This is a genomic window from Streptomyces sp. NPDC046977, from assembly GCF_040644455.1.
GTDB lineage: Bacteria > Actinomycetota > Actinomycetes > Streptomycetales > Streptomycetaceae > Actinacidiphila.
Genome location: NZ_JBEYWO010000063.1, coordinates 1 through 19,672 on the forward strand (window position 1 = coordinate 1; position 19,672 = coordinate 19,672).

A 19,672-nucleotide genomic window follows, 5' to 3' on the forward strand; every position below is an offset into this window, starting at 1 on the left:
CGCGGGCGGGCCCAAGCGGATACGTGGCGCCCCGGCATGGCCAGTCAGCCGCCCGTCCGCCGCCGTCCGCGAGCGAATAGCGGGACAACCCTTAGTCGCACGACGTTATGGGTGCCGTCTCCGGTCACCGCGAGTGAAACCTCCCCTGCCCGCTGAAGCCCGGTGGGGAGCGGATGGGTCCGGGTCCGCACCTTCCGTTCATGCGCAGGATCTATGGAGACGATACACAGCAGTCCTTCGACTCATGGCGGGTGTCGGGTGGAGTATCAACATCGCTCCCAACCGGGACGGCGGCCACCTGGCCTGCCTCGTCTGTCCTCGCAGAGCCGGCCAATCACGACTGGAGTACCGATGCCCGCAACCAATACCCAGGTGGCCGATTCCACCGATGTTCCTTTCCGCCCTCCGGCGAGGCTTCCCCTCAACACCTTCGGGGTCCCCTTCGGCTTGTCCGGCCTGGCGGGCACCTGGACGGCCGGCATCGAACTGGGAGCGCCGAATACGGTAGGCAAGGTCATCTGGTCGGCAGCAGCGGCCGCCTGGGCCCTGATGCTGGTGCGATACGTCGTGGCCGGGCTGAGCCCGCGCGCCGTGGCGGAAGATCTGCGACACCCTGTGCTCGGCCCGTTCGCGGCGCTCGTCCCCGCCACCGGCTCCTTGATGTCCGCGCGCCTATCGACATGGTGGCCGACGCTGGGGAACGGCCTGGTATGGGTCATGCTCGCACTGAGCGTCGGCTTCGGCGGATGGTTCATCGCCAGGTTGCTGACCGTGCCCCGAGACTCTGCCACCCTGCACGGCGGACACCTACTGCCCACCGTAGCCGCGTCGTTCATCTCCGCGCAGTCCCTGGCGACCATCGGTCATCCAGGTGTCGCCAAGGCGCTGTTTGCCACGGGCATCGTGTTCTGGTTCCTGATCGGGGCGCTGTCGCTGGGCAGGTTCACCACCGGACCGGCAATACCCCAGCCGCTGCTGCCAACCCTAGCGATCTTCTCTGCGCCGCCAGCAGTTGCGGGCAACGCCTGGTGGGCGATCGCCGGGGGCCGGTCGGACACCGTACACGAGTTCCTGCTCGGCGCCATGACCACCATGCTGCTTCCGCAACTGTTCCTGATCCGCACATACCTGCGGCTGCCGTTCGCGCTTGGCTTCTGGGCCCTGACCTTCACCACCGCAGCCAGCGCAACCTACGGCATCCGATTGCTCTCACTGACCACGGCACCCTGGAGGACCCCGTTGGGCTGGGCCGTACTGGGCGCAGCCACCGCGGTCATCGGAGCCGTGGCCGTTCGTTCCCTGCCACTGCTTCTCGCGCCCCGGGCCCAGGGACACAGAGGCGGGGACTGTAAAAAGAACGGCCCTGTCTCACATTCGGTTTGCGCCGTGAGGCGCTGTTGGTTCGAGTGGAGGTGGAAGACCTGCACCAACCCGCTGTCGCAGCAGCTGGGTTGAAGCTGAGGGCAGCCTGATCCGGGTGATGCCGGGGAGGGCGAGAGCGGCCCTGACAAAGCCGGGACGTGCCAGTACTGCCAGATGGGGCGGGTCCGGCAAGCGTGATGGAGAGGAGTACGTGAGGAACCGGCGTTTTACGTCTCTCAATGAGACACCGGCTCGAACATGGCGGATCAGGGCCGGAAGCGGTGCGTATCCAGGCCATCCTTTCGGGTGGTCTTGAGAACTCCCGGGGTGTTTACGGAAGCCGCTTTGGGAGGCCACGAGGAAAGCCTGCGGCGTACTCGTGGCGATGCCGCAGGGACACAGCCGGACTCCTCCTTCATCGAGCGAACCACAGTGAACACGGGAACCGTCCCGAACCTCGCCCTGTCGCCTGCGACCAGCAGGCTGTCGGGGCTGAGCGCATCGACCGCTGATCGGTTGGGGACGGGGCGGAGCCGCCGTAGTACTCCGAGGCCGGGAGAGCCGGCCGCATGGGGAAGGGCGGCAGCGGTATCAAGAAGGGAAGGACGCTGCAATGCCGGAAGACGCCCCGCCGAATGGCGGAGCTCTGGGTCCTCGGGCCCGGGTACTGGAGATGCAGACCAAGCTTCACCGTTGGACGGTGGCCGACTCCGGCCGCCGGTTCGATGACCTGTTCAACTTCGTGCACGACCCGGCAACGCTGCTGGTGGCGTTCGACCGGGTCGCGGGCAACCAGGGAGCCCGGACGCCCGGCATCGACGGCCTGACCGCCGTCGATGTCGAGGAGTCGATCGGTGTTCCCGGGTTCCTGAACGACCTGCGGACCGCCCTCAAGGACGGTTCGTTCCGTCCTCTGCCGGTGCGGGAACGCAGCATCCCCAAACCGGGAGGCTCGGGGAAGGTCCGCAAGCTCGGGATTCCGACGATCGCGGACCGGGTCGTTCAGGCAGCGCTGAAGCTGGTGCTGGAACCGATCTTCGAGGCCGACTTCAAGCCGGTCTCCTACGGATTCCGGCCCCGACGGCGGGCCCAGGACGCGATCGCCGAGATCCACTATTTCGGCACCCACGGTTACCGCTGGGTGCTGGATGCGGACATCGAGGCGTGCTTCGACTCGATTGACCACGCGGCCCTGATGGACCGAGTGCGTCACCGGGTGAAGGACAAGCGTGTCCTGTTGCTGGTCAAAGCCTTCCTCAAGGCCGGAGTCCTCACGGAACTCGGCGAGGACAAGGAGACACTGACCGGCACTCCGCAAGGCGGCATCCTGTCCCCGTTGTTGGCGAACATCGCCCTGTCGGTGCTCGACGAGCACCTGCACGGGCCTTGGGAGCCGGGCGGGACGATGGCCACCGAAGGCAAACGCGCCTACCGGCGCCGCAAGAAGCAACCGACGTGGCGGGTCGTCCGCTACGCGGACGACTTCGTCGTCCTGGTGCACGGCACCGAGGCCGACACCGCGGCACTGCGTGAAGAAGTCGCTGACGTGCTCGAACCTCTGGGATTGCGCCTGTCGCATGTGAAGACCCGGATCGTGCACATGAGTGACGGTTTCGACTTCCTGGGCTTCCGCATCCAGCGGAAACGCAAGGGAGGTACGAACAAGTGGCACGTCTACACCTTCATCGCGGACCGGCCCATCCGGTCGCTGAAGGCGAAGATCCGTGCCCTGACGGGCAGGACATCGCAGCAGGATCTTGCCGCCGTGCTGATCAGACTCACCCAGATCATGCGCGGTTGGGCCAATTACTTCAAGCACGCGGTCGCCAAGCATGTCTTCACGAAGCTTGACTCTTTCGCGTGGTGGCGACTCGTCCGCATGCTACGGGCGCGTCACCGGTGGAGTTGGGGCGACGTCCGCCGCCGGTTCACCACCCCCGCCGGGCGGTGGCTACCGATCGCGGCGGACGGGATCGAACTGTTCCAGATCGCATCGGTCACGGTCAGCCGTTACCGATACCGGGCCAGCACGATCCTCACCCCATGGCAGCCTGCGAACCCCGTCTGACGGCAGAGACCGTGGAGAGCCCGTTGCGTTGAGAGGCGCACGGCGGGTTCGGCGAGAGGTCCGGAGAAACGGACCGGGAGCAATCCCGGCACCGCGCTCCGGGCCTACTCAGCGGTGACGGAGAGTCGCGAGGGTCGTTGACCTTTATGTGATGGGTGTCAACGAGCTTGTGCGGATGGTGTTTTCGGGTTTGTCTCCGCTGGTCATGGAGGATGTGGCCGACGAGGGTGAGCGGATCGTGGTGCGGGCCCGGACGCCGCTGGACACTGCGGCCTGCCAGGTGTGCGGGGCCTCGTCGGGACGGGTCCACGGCTATCACTGGCGGACGGTGGCCGACGTTCCGGTCGACGGACGACGGGTGGTGGTCCGTGTACGGGTGCGGCGTCTGGTGTGCCCCACGCGAGGCTGCCGCCACACCCTCCGTGAACAGGTGCCCGGGGTACTGGACGGCATCACCCAGCGGCTGACCAAGCCGCGGTCACCCACCACTACGGGCAAGTCCGAACGCTTTCACCGCACCCTGCGCGAGGAGTTCCTTGATCACGTCGTGCCGTTCGAGTCGCTGGCCGCGGCCCAGGAAGCGATCGTAGGCTGGGTACACGCCTACAACCACCAGCGCCCGCACCAGGCCCTGAACATGGCCACCCCGATCAGCCTCTTCCGGCCCCACACCGCCGTCCGCCTCCGCGGTGATGATCATCCTGAACAGACAGCGGCGGAGCCGGAGTTGTCCATCGAGGTCGTCGAATCGCCCGCCCTGCCGCCGCAGGGCACCGCAGTCGAGTTCACAGTGCGGGTGCCGCCCAGCGGCGAGATCACCCTGGTGACCGGCAGGCAGCGGGTGGGCATCCACCAGGCACTGGCCGGCAGGACGCTGACGGTCTGGGCGAACCACCGCAGCGTCCACTTACTCCTCGACGGGCACCTCGTCACCACGGTCCCGTCCCGGCTGCGACCGGAGGATCTCGCCTACCTGACCATGCGCTACGGCGCCCGTCCGGCCGGTCCCGAGCCCGCACCCGCCGCCCTGCCCAGGGCCCGCAGCGGCACGGCCATCCTCGCCGCCGGTGAACCGGTCGAGGTCGACCGCCAGGTCCATCGTGACGGGATCGTCTGCCTGGCCGGCGGCCGTTACCAGGTCGGATTCGCCCTCGCCGGCCGCACGATCACTCTCCGCCTTGACGGGCACCTCATGCACGCCATCGCGGACGACGCTCTGATGGGGACGTGGCCTTGCCCGGTTCCGGCCGATCGTCTGGGGCAGATCGACGGTGCACGGACGGCGACGTCCCCTCTGCCGCCTCCGCCCCTGCCGGCCGGTGCCATCCGGGCCCAGCGCAAGGTGCATACGAGCGGCCGCTTCATGATCAACGGCCAGTTCATCAAGCTCGGACCGCGGCACGCGGGAAAGATCGTCACCGTCGTCATCGAGGACACCCACTACCGGATCCTGCACGGCGAGGACGAACTCGCCGTCCGGCCGCGCAAGAACCGCGAGCCGATCACCAGGCTCTACGTCAAAGGCATGGGGACCCAGCAGGACCGTCAAGGATCTCCTGACGACAAACCGTCAAGGAAGTCCTGAGACCTCACACCGACACGGGTCTTCCACCTCCACACGAACCAACAGCGCCTCACGGCGCAAACCGAATATGAGACAGGGCCGTTCGAGATGGACAGACCCTGTCGGGGCGTGTACGGGGCGGATGGGCAGGCGAAACGTACCGGGTGACGGTGCCTGCCTGCCCCGAGGGGCGGCGACCGGGAACACCGGGTGGATGCGGGCTCGCCTGAGAAAGAGTCGCCGAGCTTGAGTTGCCGTCATATCAGGGCGTCGGCGAGCATGAAGGCGGCCACGGCCAGCAGGACCACGGCGAAGATGCGCTGCAGGCGGGGCGTGGAGACCTTCGCGGCTATGCGCTTGCCGTCCCAGGCGCCCAGGATCGCGGCTGCGATAAACGGGCCGATCACCGCCCAGTCGAGCGAGGCGGCGGTGCTGGCGCGAGTGGCCAGGGAGGCCAGTGAGTTGGCCGTGATGACCAGCAGGCTGGTGCCGACCGCGGCGTCCATCTCGAAGGCCAGGACGGTGACCAGGGCGGGGACGGCGAGGAAGCCGCCGCCCACACCGAGCAGTCCGGTCAGCGTGCCCAGTGCGGCACCGGCCCCGGCTGCCTTGCCCGGCCGTACACAGCCGTCGCTGGGGCGGTCGGTGCCGGCGGGTCGGAGCATTTTGATGGCGGAGAGGGCGGCTATGGCGGCGGAGGCGAGGGTGAGGGCGCTTTGGGGCAGGTGGGCGGCGGCGGCTCCGGCGGTGGCCGCCGGGAGGATCCCGGCGGCCGCGAACGCCGCTCCAGCCTTCCACCGCACCCGCCTGCTGCGGGCGTGCGCGTACAGGGCGGTCAGGGATGTGGCGGTGACGATGATCAGAGCGGCGGTGGTGGCCGCGGCGGGGGTGAAGCCGAGCAGGTAGATCAGCGCGGGTACCGCCAGGACGCTGCCACCGCCGCCCAGAGCGCCGAGGACCAGCCCCACGACGGCTCCGGCGGCCAAGGCCAAGATCAGGGCAGTCACGCTATTCGCCCGCTGCGTCGGCTGCGGCGAAGCGCCCGCAGGGCGGCCCCAGTGTCGAGGGGGTGGACCTGTTCGAGGCCGGGGAGGTGGCCGGGCGTGTGGCAGGGGAGGAACATCACATGCCTTCGTGCGGGTGGAAGAGGGGATGTCAGGGCCGGGTGATGCTCAGGCCCGTGTCGGCGGTGGCGTCGAAGCCGTCGTCGACGGCGACGACCTCTCGTCCGGTCGCCTCCAGGAGGGAAGCGGCGATCGCCGCCCGCATCCCGCCGGCGCAGTGCACCCACACCGTGCCGTCCGGCACCTCGCTGGCTCGGCCGTGCAGCTCGTGGAGGGGAATGTGCGTCGAGCCCTCGATGAAGCCGTTTGCACGTTCGGAGTCCCGGCGCACATCCAGCACCACCAGGTCTTCGCCGTGCTCGTGTGCGTCGGCGAGGTCGGCGAAGCTGGCGCGGGGGAAGGCGGCGAGCCGTTCTCCGTGGCGGACCCAGGTGGCTGGATCCCCGGTTGCGGCGGCGGCCGGGCGGTCGATGCCGACCCGGGTTAGCTCGCGCTGCGCGTCGGCGATCTGCGCCGGCGTGTCGCCAAGGAGGGTGACCGGCTTGCCCCAGGGGATCAGCCAGGCCAGGTAGGTGGCCAGCTTGCCGGTGCCCTCGAAGTTGAAGGATCCGGCCACATGGCCGTCGGCGAAGGCGATTCGGTTGCGTAGATCCACCACCCACTCTCCCGCCGCCAGCCGCTCGGCGATCTGTGCGGCGTCGGCGGGCTCGGGCGGGGTCAGGTCGACGGGCGCGGGGCCAGCGGTGTTGGCCGGGCCCATGTGTGTGTAGTAGGCGGGCACGTTCTCCAGCCCGGCCAGGACCTGCTTGACGAAGTCGTCGACGTCCAGGGTGAAGGCGTCGTTGCCGGCGCGTTCCTGGCCGATCGTGCTCGCGTCGCCCTCGGTCTGGGAGGAGGAGCAGAAGCTGCCGAACCCGTGGGTGGGCAGGACCGGCACCTCGTCGTCGAGCGTTGCCGCCAGTCGGTGGACGGAGGCGTGCTGCGCGCGGGCGAGTTGCTCGGTCAGTCGCGGGTCCACCAGGTCGGGGCGTCCCACGGAGCCGATCAGCAGCGAGCCGCCGGTGAAGGCGGCCACCGCTCGTCCCTCCTTTTCCAGGACGTAGGAGGTGTGGTGCGGGGTGTGGCCCGGGGTGGCTATCGCACGCAGCACCAGGGCCTCGTCCACCTCGGACGTGTCTCCGTCTGCGACAGGGGTGCGGGTGAAGGAGACGTGGGCGTCGGCCGGGACGAGGTAGCGGGCTCCGGTGAGGCGGGCCAGTTCCAGCCCGCCGGTGACGTAGTCGTTGTGCACGTGCGTCTCCGCCACGTAGGCGATGCGCACTCCTCGCTGCGCGGCGAGGGCGATCACCTGGTCGACGTCGCGCGGCGGGTCGATCGCGACCGCCGCTCTTTGGCCCCCGGCGAGATAGCTGCGGTTGCCCAGCCCCTCGAATTCCAGCGTTTCAACAAAGAACATGGTTGGCTCCTCTCCGGGATGGCGCACCCGGATAATTCCGTCTCGCGAAGCCGCCGCTGCAGCTCTGGAAAATCGCACCACGCCGAAACCGTTTGGTGATGGCGAATTTCTGAAGACTGCGAGCGGACGGCGTGTCGCCGATCTCACGCCGGCGGAGATCTGCAGCGGCTACCTGTTGGTGCTGCTGTGGTCAGCTCTTACGTGCCGCTGCTGGGCGATCACCGTTGTTTGCCGCGTTCTCGCTTTCGGGAAGGACGACCGGCAGTCCTGCTGCTTCCCACGCCTCAAGGCCGCCCGTCACGCTGTAGACGGAGGATCGGCCTGCGCGGATCGCCTGTGCGCCGCCTTGCGCGCTGCGGTTGCCCGTGCGGCAGACGAAGGCCAGCGGGCCGTCAGGCAGGTCCGGCAGCGATGTCGGCAATGTGCTGAGCGCGGCGTGGAGGGCGCCGGCTGGGCGGTGCGCTGTCCACTCGTCCTCTTCACGGACGTCGATCAGTGTGAGTTCCCCGTCCTCGGCGCGGCGGTGGGCCTCGGCAGGAGACAGGCCGGTGGGTGTGTGGCCCTCGTCGGGCCTGGGCTCCTGCGTGGGCAGGACGGTTCGGATTGCCTCGTAGTTCGAGGCGTGGGCGACGGCTATCTGCTGTCCGAGCATCGGGCAGACGTTCATCGCCTCTTCCCAGTGGCGGGTGGACTCCCATTCCGCCACGTTGACAAGGGAGAATTTGCTCCCAGGGACGATGGTGCGGAACATGTAGGTCCGGAGGAAACCGGGCTGCGCCGCCATCACCTCCGCGGCATCCTGCCATGCGGCGAGATATGAGGCTTCTTTCTCCTCGTCGATCTCGATCGGAATGATCACAACGTGGCGATTTTCCATCTGCCGCTTCCTCAAGTATTTCGACTACCGACATGCCCGCTCAAGCCGGACGGGTTCCCGGCGAATACGGGAAGACAACCGAGTCCCGGAGACACCGGCCTTCGGTCGTGCGCCGGGCCGGTCTGAATGAAGCCTGCACATACGTGTCTGCAGGCGGCGACTTCTCTTGCTGGACTGGCAAGATCGTCGGTGCGACCCGATAGACCCGGCCGATCGGCGGTCATCACCGTCGCCGGGATACCGGCGATTCTTGCCAGGACAGCAAGAACCTTTGTCGCATCCGTGGCACCGCCGCACGCTGAGGGCATGAACGACTTCGAGTTGATACGAGATGGTGGACAGCCCTGGGACATCGTGGTGGTCGGAGGCGGGACCGCCGGCCTGTCCGGGGCTTTGAATCTGGCCCGGGTGCGCCGGTCGGTCCTGGTCATAGACAAGGGCGAGCCCCGCAACGCCCCGGCTGCCGGGGCCCATGGCCTGCTCGGCCGCGAGGGCATCTCTCCCCTGGAGCTGCTGCGGCTCGGGCGCGAGGAAGTCGCCTCGTACGGCGGTCGCGTCGTTTCGGGGCAGGTCGCGGGGATCTCCCAGGACGGTTCAGGTTTCTGGGTCGACACCGAGGGCGGGCAGCGCGTACGCGCCCGCAGAGTGCTGGTGACCACTGGTCTGGTCGATGCGCTACCGGACGTGCCGGGGCTGGCCGAACGGTGGGGGCAGGACGTGCTGCACTGCGTGTACTGCCACGGCTGGGAAGTCCGGGACAAGGCCATCGGGGTCCTCGGCAACTTCCATCAGGCACTGCTGTTCCGCCAGATGTCCAAGGACGTCACGCTGTTTCTGCACACCGGAACGGAGCTGGCCGACGAGCAGTGGGAGCAGTTGGCCGCTCTCGGTGTCGGCGTGGTCGACGGTGAGATCACCGGGCTGGAGATTGACGGCCAGGACCATCTGGCGGGGGTGCGGCTGGCATCAGGAAAGGTTGTGGCGGTCCAGGAACTGGTGGTCGCACCCCGGTTCCTGGCCCGCGCCGGCTTCCTGCGGGACCTGGGCGTGACGATGCAGGAACACCCCATGGGCCTGGGAGAGCAGGTCCGGGTGGATGCGTCCGGGTTCACCGGCGTGCCGGGCGTGTGGGCCGCGGGCAACGTCAGCGATGTACTGGCCGGAGTTCCCGCCGCGGCAGCAGCCGGAACCACCGCAGCCGCCGCCATCCACATGGACCTGCTGAAGGCCGACGCAGAAGCCGCCGCCCGCGCGGCCAAGGGGGGCGGCGTGTTCAGGGCAGAGATGGAGGCCGAGGTGTCACGGAGGGTGCAGGGCGACCGCGTGCACGGGCTGGACTCCCTCAGGGGCTGAGCATCGCGCCCTCGCCGCAAGGATCAGGTGGCGCGGACCCGCAGGTGGGCCCGTTCTCCCTGGCGTCCGAGCAGGATGAGGAGTTCGACGGCCTGGTCGCCGTCGGCGCCGATCCAGTGCGGCACGTGCGTGTCGAACTCCGCGGCCTCGCCCGCCTTCAGGCTCAGGCTCTGCTCCCCCAGCAGCAGCCTGAGCCGCCCGGAGAGCACATAGATCCACTCAAAACCGTCGTGGGTCTGCAGCTCCGGCTCGCTCTGAGACGTAGGTGAAATGAGCAGCTTGTAAGCCTGGACGCCACCGGGATCGCTCAGGGGCACCAACGTCATGCCGTCCCGGGTCACCGGACGCAGATAAATGCGCGGGTCTCCCGTACGGGGCGCGCCCACGAGATAGTCCAGGGGCACCGCGTACACCTTGGCCAGTGGCAGCAGCAGCTCCACAGTCGGCTTGCGACTACCGCTCTCCAGACGAGACAGGGTGCTCTCGCTGATTCCGGTCCGCCGGCCGAGCTCAGCCAGCGTGATCCCCCGCCGACGACGCAGCTCCCGCAGACGGGGCCCGACCGCACCCACAACGTCCTTCTTCGCACTGTTCACACTCTGATACTGCCTGAAACAGCACAGCCTTCCCAATGCAGGTTCGAGCAGCAACTGCGCAGTCCGCGCCAGGGATGTTCGACGACGGCTCGACGGTGGAAGTGCCGGTGCAGGCCTTGGCGATCGCCAGGGCCTGCACGGTCTTCCTCGCGGCGGGGAACACCCTTCAGATGTAGCCGGCAGCAATCGCCACGGCCCAAGGCGCCCGGCTACGGTCAGGGACACCGGCGCTGAGCTGCCCAAACTCTCTCGCACCACATCTCCAGCCCCAGAGAACCCGCTTTGTGTCGACTGCCGGCAGAGTCCCGGCCAAGTGCGGTCGTAAATGTGCCAGCGCCTCGGCAAGCAGATGTCACGCCTCCCAGACGCGGCCGCTTATGCCCGGGGATCGTCATACCGCCTTGCAGCACGGCGGCCATTCCAGCCTTTCCTGTTGCGAACAGGCCTGTCGCGCCCCCTTGGGGAAGAGGGGACCAAGGCGCAGGCGGGGCCGGAAACCTTGGGGGTAACCGGTCCCGCCTACAGCTCGATGTCGATGTAGTCGATGTCGGCGAACTCGACCCGGAGGTCGGCGACAGTTGCGCCGACTACTCCGGCAAACACCGCCGGCACGGTGTGAACCTGCAGGGTCATCACCGACCCGCAAGGCGAGATCGTGTGGATCTCCCGCGCCCTGCCCGGCCGCACCCACGACCTGACCGCGCTCTGGCCGACCTGGCTTACCTCGGCGCCGGCGGCACCCTCGCCACGCCGACCAGACGCTCGCCCCGCAAAGAGCTCACCACCCGGCAAAGCTCCCTACCTTGTTGGCGGGTTCGGTTCCGGTCATTCGTAGGATCGGGAGGCCCAGGGGTTTCGGGCGTGGCTCACAAGGCTCATACCGCTTGTGTGGCTTTCAGTGATTGGCCGCCCGGAACCCCGCGACGACACGGCCACTCATTGGGATGCGCGAACAGTCGCTTCGTAGGGACACGTCGGCGTGGCCGTCCGCAGGGACCAGTACACGAAGCGACGACGGGAGACGCCGGTGCCCGAGTTGTGGGCGGGAACGGACGCGGGAAAGGCTGAACACCACTGCACAGTGATCGATGCGGACGGGGTGAAGGTCCTGTCGCGGCGGGTGCCGAACGACGAGCACGAGCTGCTGGAACTCATGAGCGACGTGCTGGACCTGGCCGACGGCCATCCGGTGACCTGGGCGATCGACCTGAACGCCGGCGGGGCGGCCTTGCTCATTGCCCTGCTGACCGGACACGGGCAGCGACTCCACTACATCCCGGGAAGGACGGTCCACCACGCCTCCGGCTCCTACCGCAGGGACGGGAAGACCGACGCCAAGGACGCCTACGTCATCGCGGACCAGGCCCGGATGCGGCGTGACCTGCAGCCCTTGCCGGAGTGGGACGAAATCGCGATAGACCTGCGGATCCTCACCGCCCGCCGCTACGACCTCACCGCCGACCGCACCAGAGCGATCAACAGGCTCCGCGCCCAGATCCTGGAGTACTTCCCGGCCCTGGAACGTGCCTTCGACTACAGCACCTCCAAAGCCGCACTTGTCCTACTGGCGGGTTACCAGACCCCGTCCGCCCTGCGCCGCATCGGCCAGTCACGGCTGGCGAGTTGGCTTGCGAACCGCAAGGTCCGCAGCGCGCCAGCAGTGGCGGCCGTCGCCGTCGAGGCGGCACAGGCTCAGCACACCGCAGTCCCCGGCGAGAGGACGGCGGCCGCCATGGTGCGCACCCTCGCACGGGCAGTGATGGCCCTGGACGAGGAGATCGCCCGCACCGACGCGGCGATCGAGACCCGGTTCCGTCAGCGTCAGCACGCCGAGGTCATCACCAGCATGCCCGGCATCGGCACCCTTCTCGGCGCCGAGTTCATCGCCTGCACCGGCGGCGACATGGACGCCTTCGGCAGCCCCGGCCGACTCGCCGGCGTCGCCGGACTGGCACCCGTGCCCAAAGACTCGGGACGCCTCAGCGGCAACATGCGCCGCCCGCACCGCTACCACCGCCGCCCCCTGCGCGTGTTCTACCTCTCCGCCCAGGTCGCCGCCCGCTGCTGCCCCACCTCCAGAACGTTCTACGAACGCAAGAGGAGCGAGGGCAAAACCTACAAACAGGCGATCCTTGCACTCGCCCGACGCCGCCTGGACGTGCTCTGGGCCCTCATCCGAGACCAACGGACCTTCACCACCGAGCCACCCCAACGCGGACTCACAGCCATGTGACGTGATCACCAAGCGTCACCGACGCCCTTGACAAACTCCATTGGGAATCAGTCAGCGCAGACGGTCACCCCGGAAACCGGCCGCATCCAGCGCCTCATCGCCTCGGTCGATCTCTTCGACTCCCTGCCTGTCCGGCTCTGCCCTGCTTGCGAACAGAGTGTCGACCCGCACCGGCCCCACCACGACGACGCCTGCTACCTGTGCGACCAGCCCGTCGACGATGACCAGCGCCGACGCCGTGCCCAGGTCGAGATCCGCTCGCTGGAGTCAGAACTGGCCGACCTGCAAGACGTCATCACCCGTACCGCCGACGATCTACGAGCCGCATACGAACGCCGCACTCACCTTGAGCAGCAGCAAGCCGAACTGGCGGCGCACATCAACAACGCACGCGCCGCCCTCCTGGCCCCCTTCATGACCGCGCTGGAGGACCTTGCCGGCAGCATCGCGCAGTTGGAACAGAAGATGGCAGCCTTCCCGGCCATCGAAGAGATCCTGCAGCGGCGCGTTGAGGCTGGCCAGACCGTCGCATCCGCCGAGCAGGCGTTGGAGAACATCACCGATGCCCAGTCCACGCACCAGGCCATCGGCCTGTCACCCGCCGACCGGTGCGCCCTCTTCGCAGAGCGCATGAACCTCTTCCTGCAGAAATACCGAGGAAGCGGCTGGGGCAATGGAAACATCACTATCAGCGACAACGACCTCACCTTCTACGTTGGTACCCGCCCCTGGAACCAGATCCTCGGCGCAGAACTACGCGTGCTGTTCTTCCTCGCCTACAGCTACGCCGCTCTCTTCCTGGCAAACGACCTGGACGAAGAGTGCGCCTTCCCCGGACTCCTGATGCTCGACAATCCCTACCAGCAAGGCATCGACGCGGGCGTCATCCAATCCGTTCTGCAGGACTTGGGAGAAGCCGCTCAGGCAACGGGCACCCAGGTGATCACGACACAAGCTCTCCCTCAATCTCTCAGGGGCGAAGGCGCCCGGCACATAAAAATGCCGCACGTCTACGAGGCAAACTGACAGGGTGGTGGACTCCGACGGGGTGAGGGCTCGTGGAAGGCCCGCTGTGCACGTGAGCCACTCGGCGCTTGGATCTCGCGGGGCCCTGGGCCAGGCATCAAGCGCGACAGGCGGCGCTTGGCACCGCCACGCCGCCCGGGCTTCAACCACGCGGGGCGGGGCCGCTGGTCGCGGCCCCGCCCTGCATGGTGTAGTGCGGTGGGATCAGCGCAGGCCGAAGGCCCGGGTGATCGTTTGGGAGATGGTGTTGCCCGTGTTGTCCCGGGCGGTGACGCGGAGTGTGGCGAAGCCTGCGGACTTCGGGGCGCGCAGGCTGGTCCGCCAGCCGTCACCGCGGCGGTCGAGGCCGGTCCGGTGCCAGGTTTTGCCGTCGTCGTAGGAGACTTCGAGTGAGGGTTTCCCGATGGCGGCGGTGGTGCCGGGCAGGTGCGAGGCGGTCACGGTCAGCTTGGCGTGCCGGTCAGCGCGGCCGGCCTTGTCGGTGTCCACGCCGTAGTCGAGCTGGATCAGAGGCAGGGGCACCGCCGCCTCGGAGCCGGTGGCCGCGGAGGTGAAGTTCCACTCCGTCAGCGTGTGTGTGGAGTACGGGGCCTTCCATTCCGCGCGGTCGTTGTCGACGACCAGCCGGTAGGGCAGCCGCTCGGGGGCGAGGCCCGTGACGGGCAGGTACTCGGCGTTGCCCCAGTCGAGCTGCTGGTCGCCCTGGTAGAGCGCCATCCAGTTCTTCACGTTGAAGTTGGCGTAGGCCTCGCCGACGTGGCCGGAGCCGGAGTCGCCCCAGCCGGGGGCCGGGATGTAGACCCCGTCGAGGTAGCGGACCGGCTGGTAGCCGATCGGGCCCATCCGGGGGCGCTGGATCGGGCCGAACCAGGAGACCTTGCCGGTCTTCCCGGCCGGGTAGCGCAGGACGTCGATCGAGTGCTGCCCGGCCTCGCCTTGGATGAAGGCGTCGTCCTGCCAGGTCGCGCCGGCGGTGACCCAGTCGGTGCGGTCGCCCTGCGCGGGTGCCGTGAGCTGGTTGCCGACGACCCAGCCCCGCCAGATGTCGGGGCGGAACTCCAGCGCCTTGCCCTGGCGGTGGTTGCGGAAGGAGACGGCTACCTTGCCCAGGTCGCGCTGTGTGGCTCGCCAGGTCGGGTCTGCCGGGACGGCGCCGGTCCAGTGGTGCACCACGTCGTAGAGGTAGTCGGTGGTGGGGTTGGAGGTAACTTTCAGCTTGAGCGGGCCGTGCCTGAGCGCTCCGATGAGGTCGGCGCCCTGGTCGGCGTTGAGGGTGGCCACCGTTAGGGGTGCCGGGCTCTGCGAGCTCCAGGGGCTCTCGTCCCAGGGCTGCAGCCTGCCGGCGCCGTCGTTGACCACCAGGAGCACCTGGGCGCCCGCGGCCGCCGCGGCCTCGGCCTGCGTCTTGATCGCGGCCGGGTCGCCACCCTGCACCACCACGGCCTTGCCGCTCGGCTTGTGGCGGGCCAGTTCGGCGGTCGTGCCGTCACCGGCGTAGACCGCGGTGAGTGTGCGGGTGCCGGCCGGCAGGGGCTTGGCCCCGCGCTTGACCAGCGGGTCGGCGTAGGTCTTCGACTTCGTGGAGAGGGTCAGCGCCGGCTGCTCCAGGCGGAAGCGGGCACCGAACTCGAATTCGCCGTCGGTGACCTTCTTGCCGGTCGGCAGCGCCCAGATGCTGTCGTACGTCTCGTTGGGCAGCATCGAGGACTCGACCAGGCTGTCGCCGAACGAGCGGTGGACGTCCAGGCGCGGTGCGACGGCCGTGGTCCGCTGCGGCACCCGGGCCAGGACCTGACGGGTCTTGCGGCCATCGAGGGTGACCGTGCGGTCCTGGTTCAGCCGTACGTCGTTGAAGGCCAGCAGCGCCATGCCCAGGGAGTGCGGGCCGTCCGCCCCCTGGACGTCGGAGGTGAGCCAGCCGCTGTAGGTGCCGACGGGCAGCCGCGCCGAGCCGGTGCCGGACTCGTCGAGGTCCATGACGGTGAACATGCCCTCGGCGGAGAGCGTGACCCGGCCCGCCAGCGGCTTGCCCGAGCGGTCCTTCGCGACGACCTTCAGGTTCTGCCGCTGCCCTTCCAGCGTGGCGCCGATCAGGGTGCGCGCCCTGGCCTTCCCGGAGCTGTCCGTACCGGTGACCATTGCGCTCACCGGCTCGTCGGCCGTCAGCCGGTCCACGGCCGCGGTCACGTCGACGGAGGCGGTGCCGTGCGCGAGGACAGTGACGTGGCTGTTGGAGAGGGTGAACAGCTGTGCCGGAACGGTGCCTTCGACCGCGAGGTCGAGGGTGACCGGCGCGTCGCCGACGTTGGTGTACGTCACCTTCTGGACATCGGTCTCGCCCGGCTCGGCAGGCCAGGTGTGGAAGCCGGAGTAGGCGCTGACGGTCGCGAAGACCGAGGCGTGCACCGCGGCTGCTGCGTCGAGACGGCCCGCACCCGCCTGGTATGGCGTGTACGTCGGGGTGGCCTTGGCGGTGCTGACCAGCGCCTCTTTCAGCTGGGAGCCCGTCCAGTCGGGGTGCTCGGCGGCCAGCAGCGCGGCCGCGCCCGCGACGTGCGGCGTCGCCATCGAGGTGCCGCTCATGGTGGTGTAGTAGCCCGAGCCCCGGTTGTAGTGGGAGCGGGCCGCCAGGATGTCGACGCCGGGGGCGGTGATCTCCGGCTTCAGACCGCCGTCGCCGGAACGCGGGCCGGTGCTGGAGAAGTCGGCGAGGTGGTCCGCGGAGTCCACGGCGCCGACGGTCAGCGCGGAGTCCGCTGCGCCGGGGCTGCCGATGGAGTTCGGGCCGCTGTTGCCCGCCGCGATGACGAACAGCGCGCCGGTCTCACGGCTGAGCCGGTCGACCGTCTGGCTCATCGGGTCGCTCGCGTCACCGCCGCCGCCCAGGCTCATACTGATGACCTTGGCGTGCTGGTCCCGGGCGGCCCACTCCATGCCCGCGATGATCCAGGACTCCTGGCCCCTGCCCTCGGTGTCGAGGACCTTGCCGATGTTCAGCCGGGCGCCGTGGGCCACGCCCCGCTCCTTGCCCTCGGAGGCGCTGCCGGTACCTGCGATGGTCGAGGCGACGTGGGTGCCGTGACCGTTGTAGTCGGCGACGTCCTCCTCGTAGGGGACGAAGCTGGCGGTGGCGTCGATCTGGCCTGCGAGGTCGGGGTGTTCGGCGTCGATGCCGCTGTCGAGGACCGTGACCTCGACGCCCTTGCCGGTGTTGCCCTCCTCCCAGACCTTCTGTGCGCCGATCTGGGTGGTCGAGTCGGCCAGGTCGGCCTGCACCTTGCCGTCGAGCCAGATCTTGGCGATCCCGCCCGCGAAGGCTGGCTTCGCTGAACGGGCCGCGGCCCCGGAACCGCCGATGAGCGCGGACCAGAACGCCGCGGATTTCTTGCGGTCCTGGGTGACGGCCGCGCCTTGGACGCTGTCCAGTTGCCGGACGACGTTCGCACCGGCCATCTTCAGCTGGGTCCGGGACCGGGCGGCGGCGTCGGTGTAGCCGACGATGAGGGGCAGGCGGGCGGTGTGCGCGTCGTCGTAGCCGTCGGCGATCAGCTTCGTCACGTTGAACAGCTGCTCGTCGAGCTTCCCGGCGCTGACGAAGGGCAGGGCCGCGTCGGGGTAGACATACGTGGCGCCGTCGACGACGGCGCGGTGGAATCCGGTGGTGGTCCCGTCCACGCCCTCGAAGGACCGGATGACGGTGCCGTCGGGCGCGGTGCCGATGGTGACCTTGTCGCCGGTGATGAGGGTGACGGTGTGCGTGCCGCCATTGCCGGGTGAGCGTTGTGCGGCGTCGGCGGCGGGCCCGCGACCAGCGTGGTCCGCGGATACGGCGGCCGTGGCCGGCGCGATGCCGACCGCCAGAACGCCTGCTATCGCGACGATGGACGGAACGGGTCTAGGGATGGGGATACGGGACATGAAGGAGCTCCGGAACTGAAACGTGCAGTGAAATGCCTCGAAGAGGCGACTGCGGCCTCATCGAAGGATGAGAAGGCTGACTGGATGAGAAGGGCAGTTACGCCGTAGCTGGTGTGCGGACTCGGGGCTGGGTTGGGTCGGGCGCTTCGGGCGATTGCGTTGGGGCCTGGTCGCCGCGACGCCCCCATTGCTGTGCAGCAGGACAGCTTCGGACTGGCGAGTTTGGTGACGCTCGCTAGCATGGCGGCGGGCCGGAGCGCCGTATCGGGGTGCTCCGGCCCGCCACGGTGTGCGGGTGTCAGCTGTTGAGGACCTGGAAGGTGAACTGCTTCGGTCCGGAGGAGACCGTGGCCCCGGTGGAGGTGAGGACTCCGCTGACGTTGAAGGTCACCGTGTAGGTGCCCGGCGCGTCGAAGCCCCAGTTCGCGTGCGTGTGGGCGCCGGCATTGACGTTGAGCGTGTCGGGCAGGCCGTTGCCGCTGTCGAACAGGACGGTGGGCGTTCCGCCGGAAGCGGTGTAGATACTGAATCCGGCCGGGCCCGTGACGTTGGTGAGCTGGAACGACACGCGGTTGTTCTGGAAGATCCCGGCCGGGACCTCGGTGGCGTTCCAGCCGGCCCACAGCAGGCCGGACGTCTGGCTCTGCGGGAGGATCCAGGCCGTGCCGCCGGTGCCCAGGAACGACCACGCCGGGGTGGTCGGCACGTTGGTGTGCTTGGCGGCCACCGGGACCCGGAACGTGACGTCACTGGGGGCACGCTCCACATCCGTGGAGCCGGTGCCGTCCAGGACGTTCACCGTCAACGCGCCATTGGCGTAGTCGACGTCCACGACATCGACGTGCCCGCTTGTCAGCACCGTGGCGGCCTGGGCCGGGGAGGCGACGAGGCCCAGGAGCGCGGCCGCGGCGGCCAGGGGCCCCAGCAGCCTGAGGGGGGTACGCATGGTTGCTGCTCCTTTTAGCTCAGGACCTTGAAGGTGTAGGTCGCGGTGCGGGAGTGCACCGACTGGCCGTTCGCGGCGAGGTGGCCGCAGAGCTTGACGCGGACCTTGTAGGTTCCGGCCTTGGTGAAGGCCCAGTTGGCGTGGGAGTGGTCGCCGGCGTGCAGCGTGACGGTGTCGGGCAGGCCGTCGCCGCTGTTGACCAGGACCGTCTCCGGGGAGCCGAACACGTCGTCGGTGTAGACCGCGAGCTTGCCCGGGCCCTGCAGGGACAGGAACTTGACGTCGACGGTGTCGTTCTTGAGCACGCCGGACTCGAGTTCCTCGGCGCCGAAGCCGGCCCAGAGCAGATCCGGGTTCTGGGTCTCGGGCAGTACCCAGACCCGGCTTCCGGCCTTGCCCAGGAAGGCGTAGGCGGGGTCGGTGGGAACGGTCGTCTTGGCGGCGGGAAGTGCGTGGAGCTGAACGTTCTCGGGGGCGTACTCCACTTCCTCGCCCGAGCTCTCGTCGTGCACGGCGAGTTCGAGCTCGCCGCCCTCGTAGGCCACGCCGATCACATCGACGTGGCCCTTGCTGAGTACCACCTGGTCGGCTGCCTGTACCGGTGCCGCGGCGATCAGGGTTCCGGCCATGACGCCTGCCGCTATGAGCAGGCGAACGGGATGGCGCACAGAAGACTCCTCTCCATGTGGTCCCTCGCGGACCACGCAGGCAATACGATAATCATTTTCAAAAACTTGGCAAGCGTGAGCCCGTTCAACGCCCGCTCGGCAGGGGTGGGTTGGGTGATATGGGTCAACTTACAGGTGCGGAGTGGAGACCCCGCCCGATCGAAGGAGACATCGGGCAACGCGCTGGGTGGTCGATGTCACCGCGGATACGCGATCGGGCGCGCGGACCCTGTCAGGAGAACGGGGTCAATGAGAAGAAGAGGGAAAGGGCACAGGCATGCCGGCCGATCGTGATCGTCATCCGGCCGGGAACGTACGTTCCGTGCAGGACGAGACTCACGGCCTGCGCTGGCTGACGTGACGCAGGGCCTTGCATGCAGAACCCGCATGATCGCCGGATTGGGGGCGAGTTCGCGCGATGGAACTTCCCGTCAGAGCGCTGCCCTTGGGGACACCGCAGGGGCGGTGCCCCCACCCGCGGTACGGGCGCCTGCCGAGGCGGACGGCCGCGGGAGCCGGCGCGCGGACTTCTACCGATGCG

General features: G+C 68.5%; 12 protein-coding genes and 3 pseudogenes. 8 read left to right on the plus strand and 7 right to left on the minus strand.

The window, feature by feature from the left end; genetic code table 11:
- Nucleotides 1-351 precede the first annotated feature (351 nt).
- The 4 genes and pseudogenes from ABZ883_RS42050 to ABZ883_RS42065 all read left to right on the plus strand — a co-directional run.
- Nucleotides 352-1,455 carry a C4-dicarboxylate transporter gene (locus tag ABZ883_RS42050; protein WP_360917274.1) on the plus strand — a complete coding sequence of 368 codons (1,104 nt, stop codon included), beginning with the start codon at nucleotides 352-354 and terminating at the stop codon, nucleotides 1,453-1,455.
- Between the two features lie 520 nt (nucleotides 1,456-1,975).
- The gene (gene ltrA / locus ABZ883_RS42055; protein ID WP_360917277.1) at nucleotides 1,976-3,430 is read left to right on the plus strand and encodes a group II intron reverse transcriptase/maturase; all 1,455 of its coding nucleotides are present in this window, start codon (nucleotides 1,976-1,978) and stop codon (nucleotides 3,428-3,430) included.
- A gap of 205 nt (nucleotides 3,431-3,635) precedes the next feature.
- Nucleotides 3,636-3,818: pseudogene (locus ABZ883_RS42060) on the plus strand (transposase family protein); the annotation flags it as partial.
- Nucleotides 3,819-3,875: 57 nt separating this feature from the next.
- A pseudogene (locus ABZ883_RS42065) lies at nucleotides 3,876-4,079 on the plus strand (integrase core domain-containing protein); the annotation flags it as partial.
- A 1,172-nt stretch (nucleotides 4,080-5,251) separates the two neighbouring features.
- On the opposite strand, the gene ABZ883_RS42070 reads toward ABZ883_RS42065, so the two are convergent.
- From ABZ883_RS42070 to ABZ883_RS42080, 3 genes are all read right to left on the minus strand, one after another.
- Entirely contained in the window at nucleotides 5,252-6,001 is a 750-nt protein-coding gene (locus tag ABZ883_RS42070; RefSeq protein WP_360917280.1) for a sulfite exporter TauE/SafE family protein, read from the minus strand.
- 148 nt (nucleotides 6,002-6,149) lie between these two features.
- Nucleotides 6,150-7,514, minus strand: coding sequence for an MBL fold metallo-hydrolase (locus ABZ883_RS42075; RefSeq protein ID WP_360917283.1), 1,365 nt, complete (start codon nucleotides 7,512-7,514; stop codon nucleotides 6,150-6,152).
- A gap of 190 nt (nucleotides 7,515-7,704) precedes the next feature.
- Nucleotides 7,705-8,391 carry a rhodanese-like domain-containing protein gene (locus ABZ883_RS42080; RefSeq protein ID WP_360917286.1) on the minus strand — a complete coding sequence of 229 codons (687 nt, stop codon included), beginning with the start codon at nucleotides 8,389-8,391 and terminating at the stop codon, nucleotides 7,705-7,707.
- Nucleotides 8,392-8,697: 306 nt separating this feature from the next.
- Between ABZ883_RS42080 and ABZ883_RS42085 the strand changes: the two genes are divergently transcribed.
- Nucleotides 8,698-9,744, plus strand: a complete 1,047-nt coding sequence (locus ABZ883_RS42085; RefSeq protein ID WP_360917289.1) for an NAD(P)/FAD-dependent oxidoreductase — start codon at nucleotides 8,698-8,700, stop codon at nucleotides 9,742-9,744.
- 23 nt (nucleotides 9,745-9,767) lie between these two features.
- On the opposite strand, the gene ABZ883_RS42090 is transcribed toward ABZ883_RS42085, so the two are convergent.
- Nucleotides 9,768-10,340 carry an XRE family transcriptional regulator gene (locus ABZ883_RS42090; RefSeq protein WP_360917292.1) on the minus strand — a complete coding sequence of 191 codons (573 nt, stop codon included), beginning with the start codon at nucleotides 10,338-10,340 and terminating at the stop codon, nucleotides 9,768-9,770.
- A 567-nt stretch (nucleotides 10,341-10,907) separates the two neighbouring features.
- Between ABZ883_RS42090 and ABZ883_RS42095 the strand changes: the two are divergent.
- From ABZ883_RS42095 to ABZ883_RS42105, 3 genes and pseudogenes are all read left to right on the plus strand, one after another.
- Nucleotides 10,908-11,123 (plus strand): annotated as a pseudogene (locus ABZ883_RS42095) (transposase family protein); the annotation flags it as partial.
- 244 nt (nucleotides 11,124-11,367) lie between these two features.
- The gene (locus tag ABZ883_RS42100) at nucleotides 11,368-12,573 is read left to right on the plus strand and encodes an IS110 family transposase (RefSeq protein WP_360917295.1); all 1,206 of its coding nucleotides are present in this window, start codon (nucleotides 11,368-11,370) and stop codon (nucleotides 12,571-12,573) included.
- A gap of 27 nt (nucleotides 12,574-12,600) precedes the next feature.
- Complete coding sequence (locus ABZ883_RS42105) at nucleotides 12,601-13,599, plus strand: hypothetical protein (RefSeq protein ID WP_360917298.1); 999 nt, start codon at nucleotides 12,601-12,603, stop codon at nucleotides 13,597-13,599.
- Nucleotides 13,600-13,803: 204 nt separating this feature from the next.
- Here the strand turns inward: ABZ883_RS42105 and ABZ883_RS42110 are convergent, their stop codons facing one another.
- From ABZ883_RS42110 to ABZ883_RS42120, 3 genes are all read right to left on the minus strand, one after another.
- Nucleotides 13,804-17,517: a S8 family serine peptidase gene (locus tag ABZ883_RS42110; protein WP_360917301.1), complete on the minus strand. Its 3,714-nt coding sequence runs from the start codon at nucleotides 17,515-17,517 to the stop codon at nucleotides 13,804-13,806.
- A 298-nt stretch (nucleotides 17,518-17,815) separates the two neighbouring features.
- Entirely contained in the window at nucleotides 17,816-18,463 is a 648-nt protein-coding gene (locus tag ABZ883_RS42115) for a choice-of-anchor M domain-containing protein (protein ID WP_360917304.1), read from the minus strand.
- A gap of 14 nt (nucleotides 18,464-18,477) precedes the next feature.
- Entirely contained in the window at nucleotides 18,478-19,131 is a 654-nt protein-coding gene (locus tag ABZ883_RS42120; protein WP_360917307.1) for a choice-of-anchor M domain-containing protein, read from the minus strand.
- Nucleotides 19,132-19,672 lie beyond the last annotated feature (541 nt).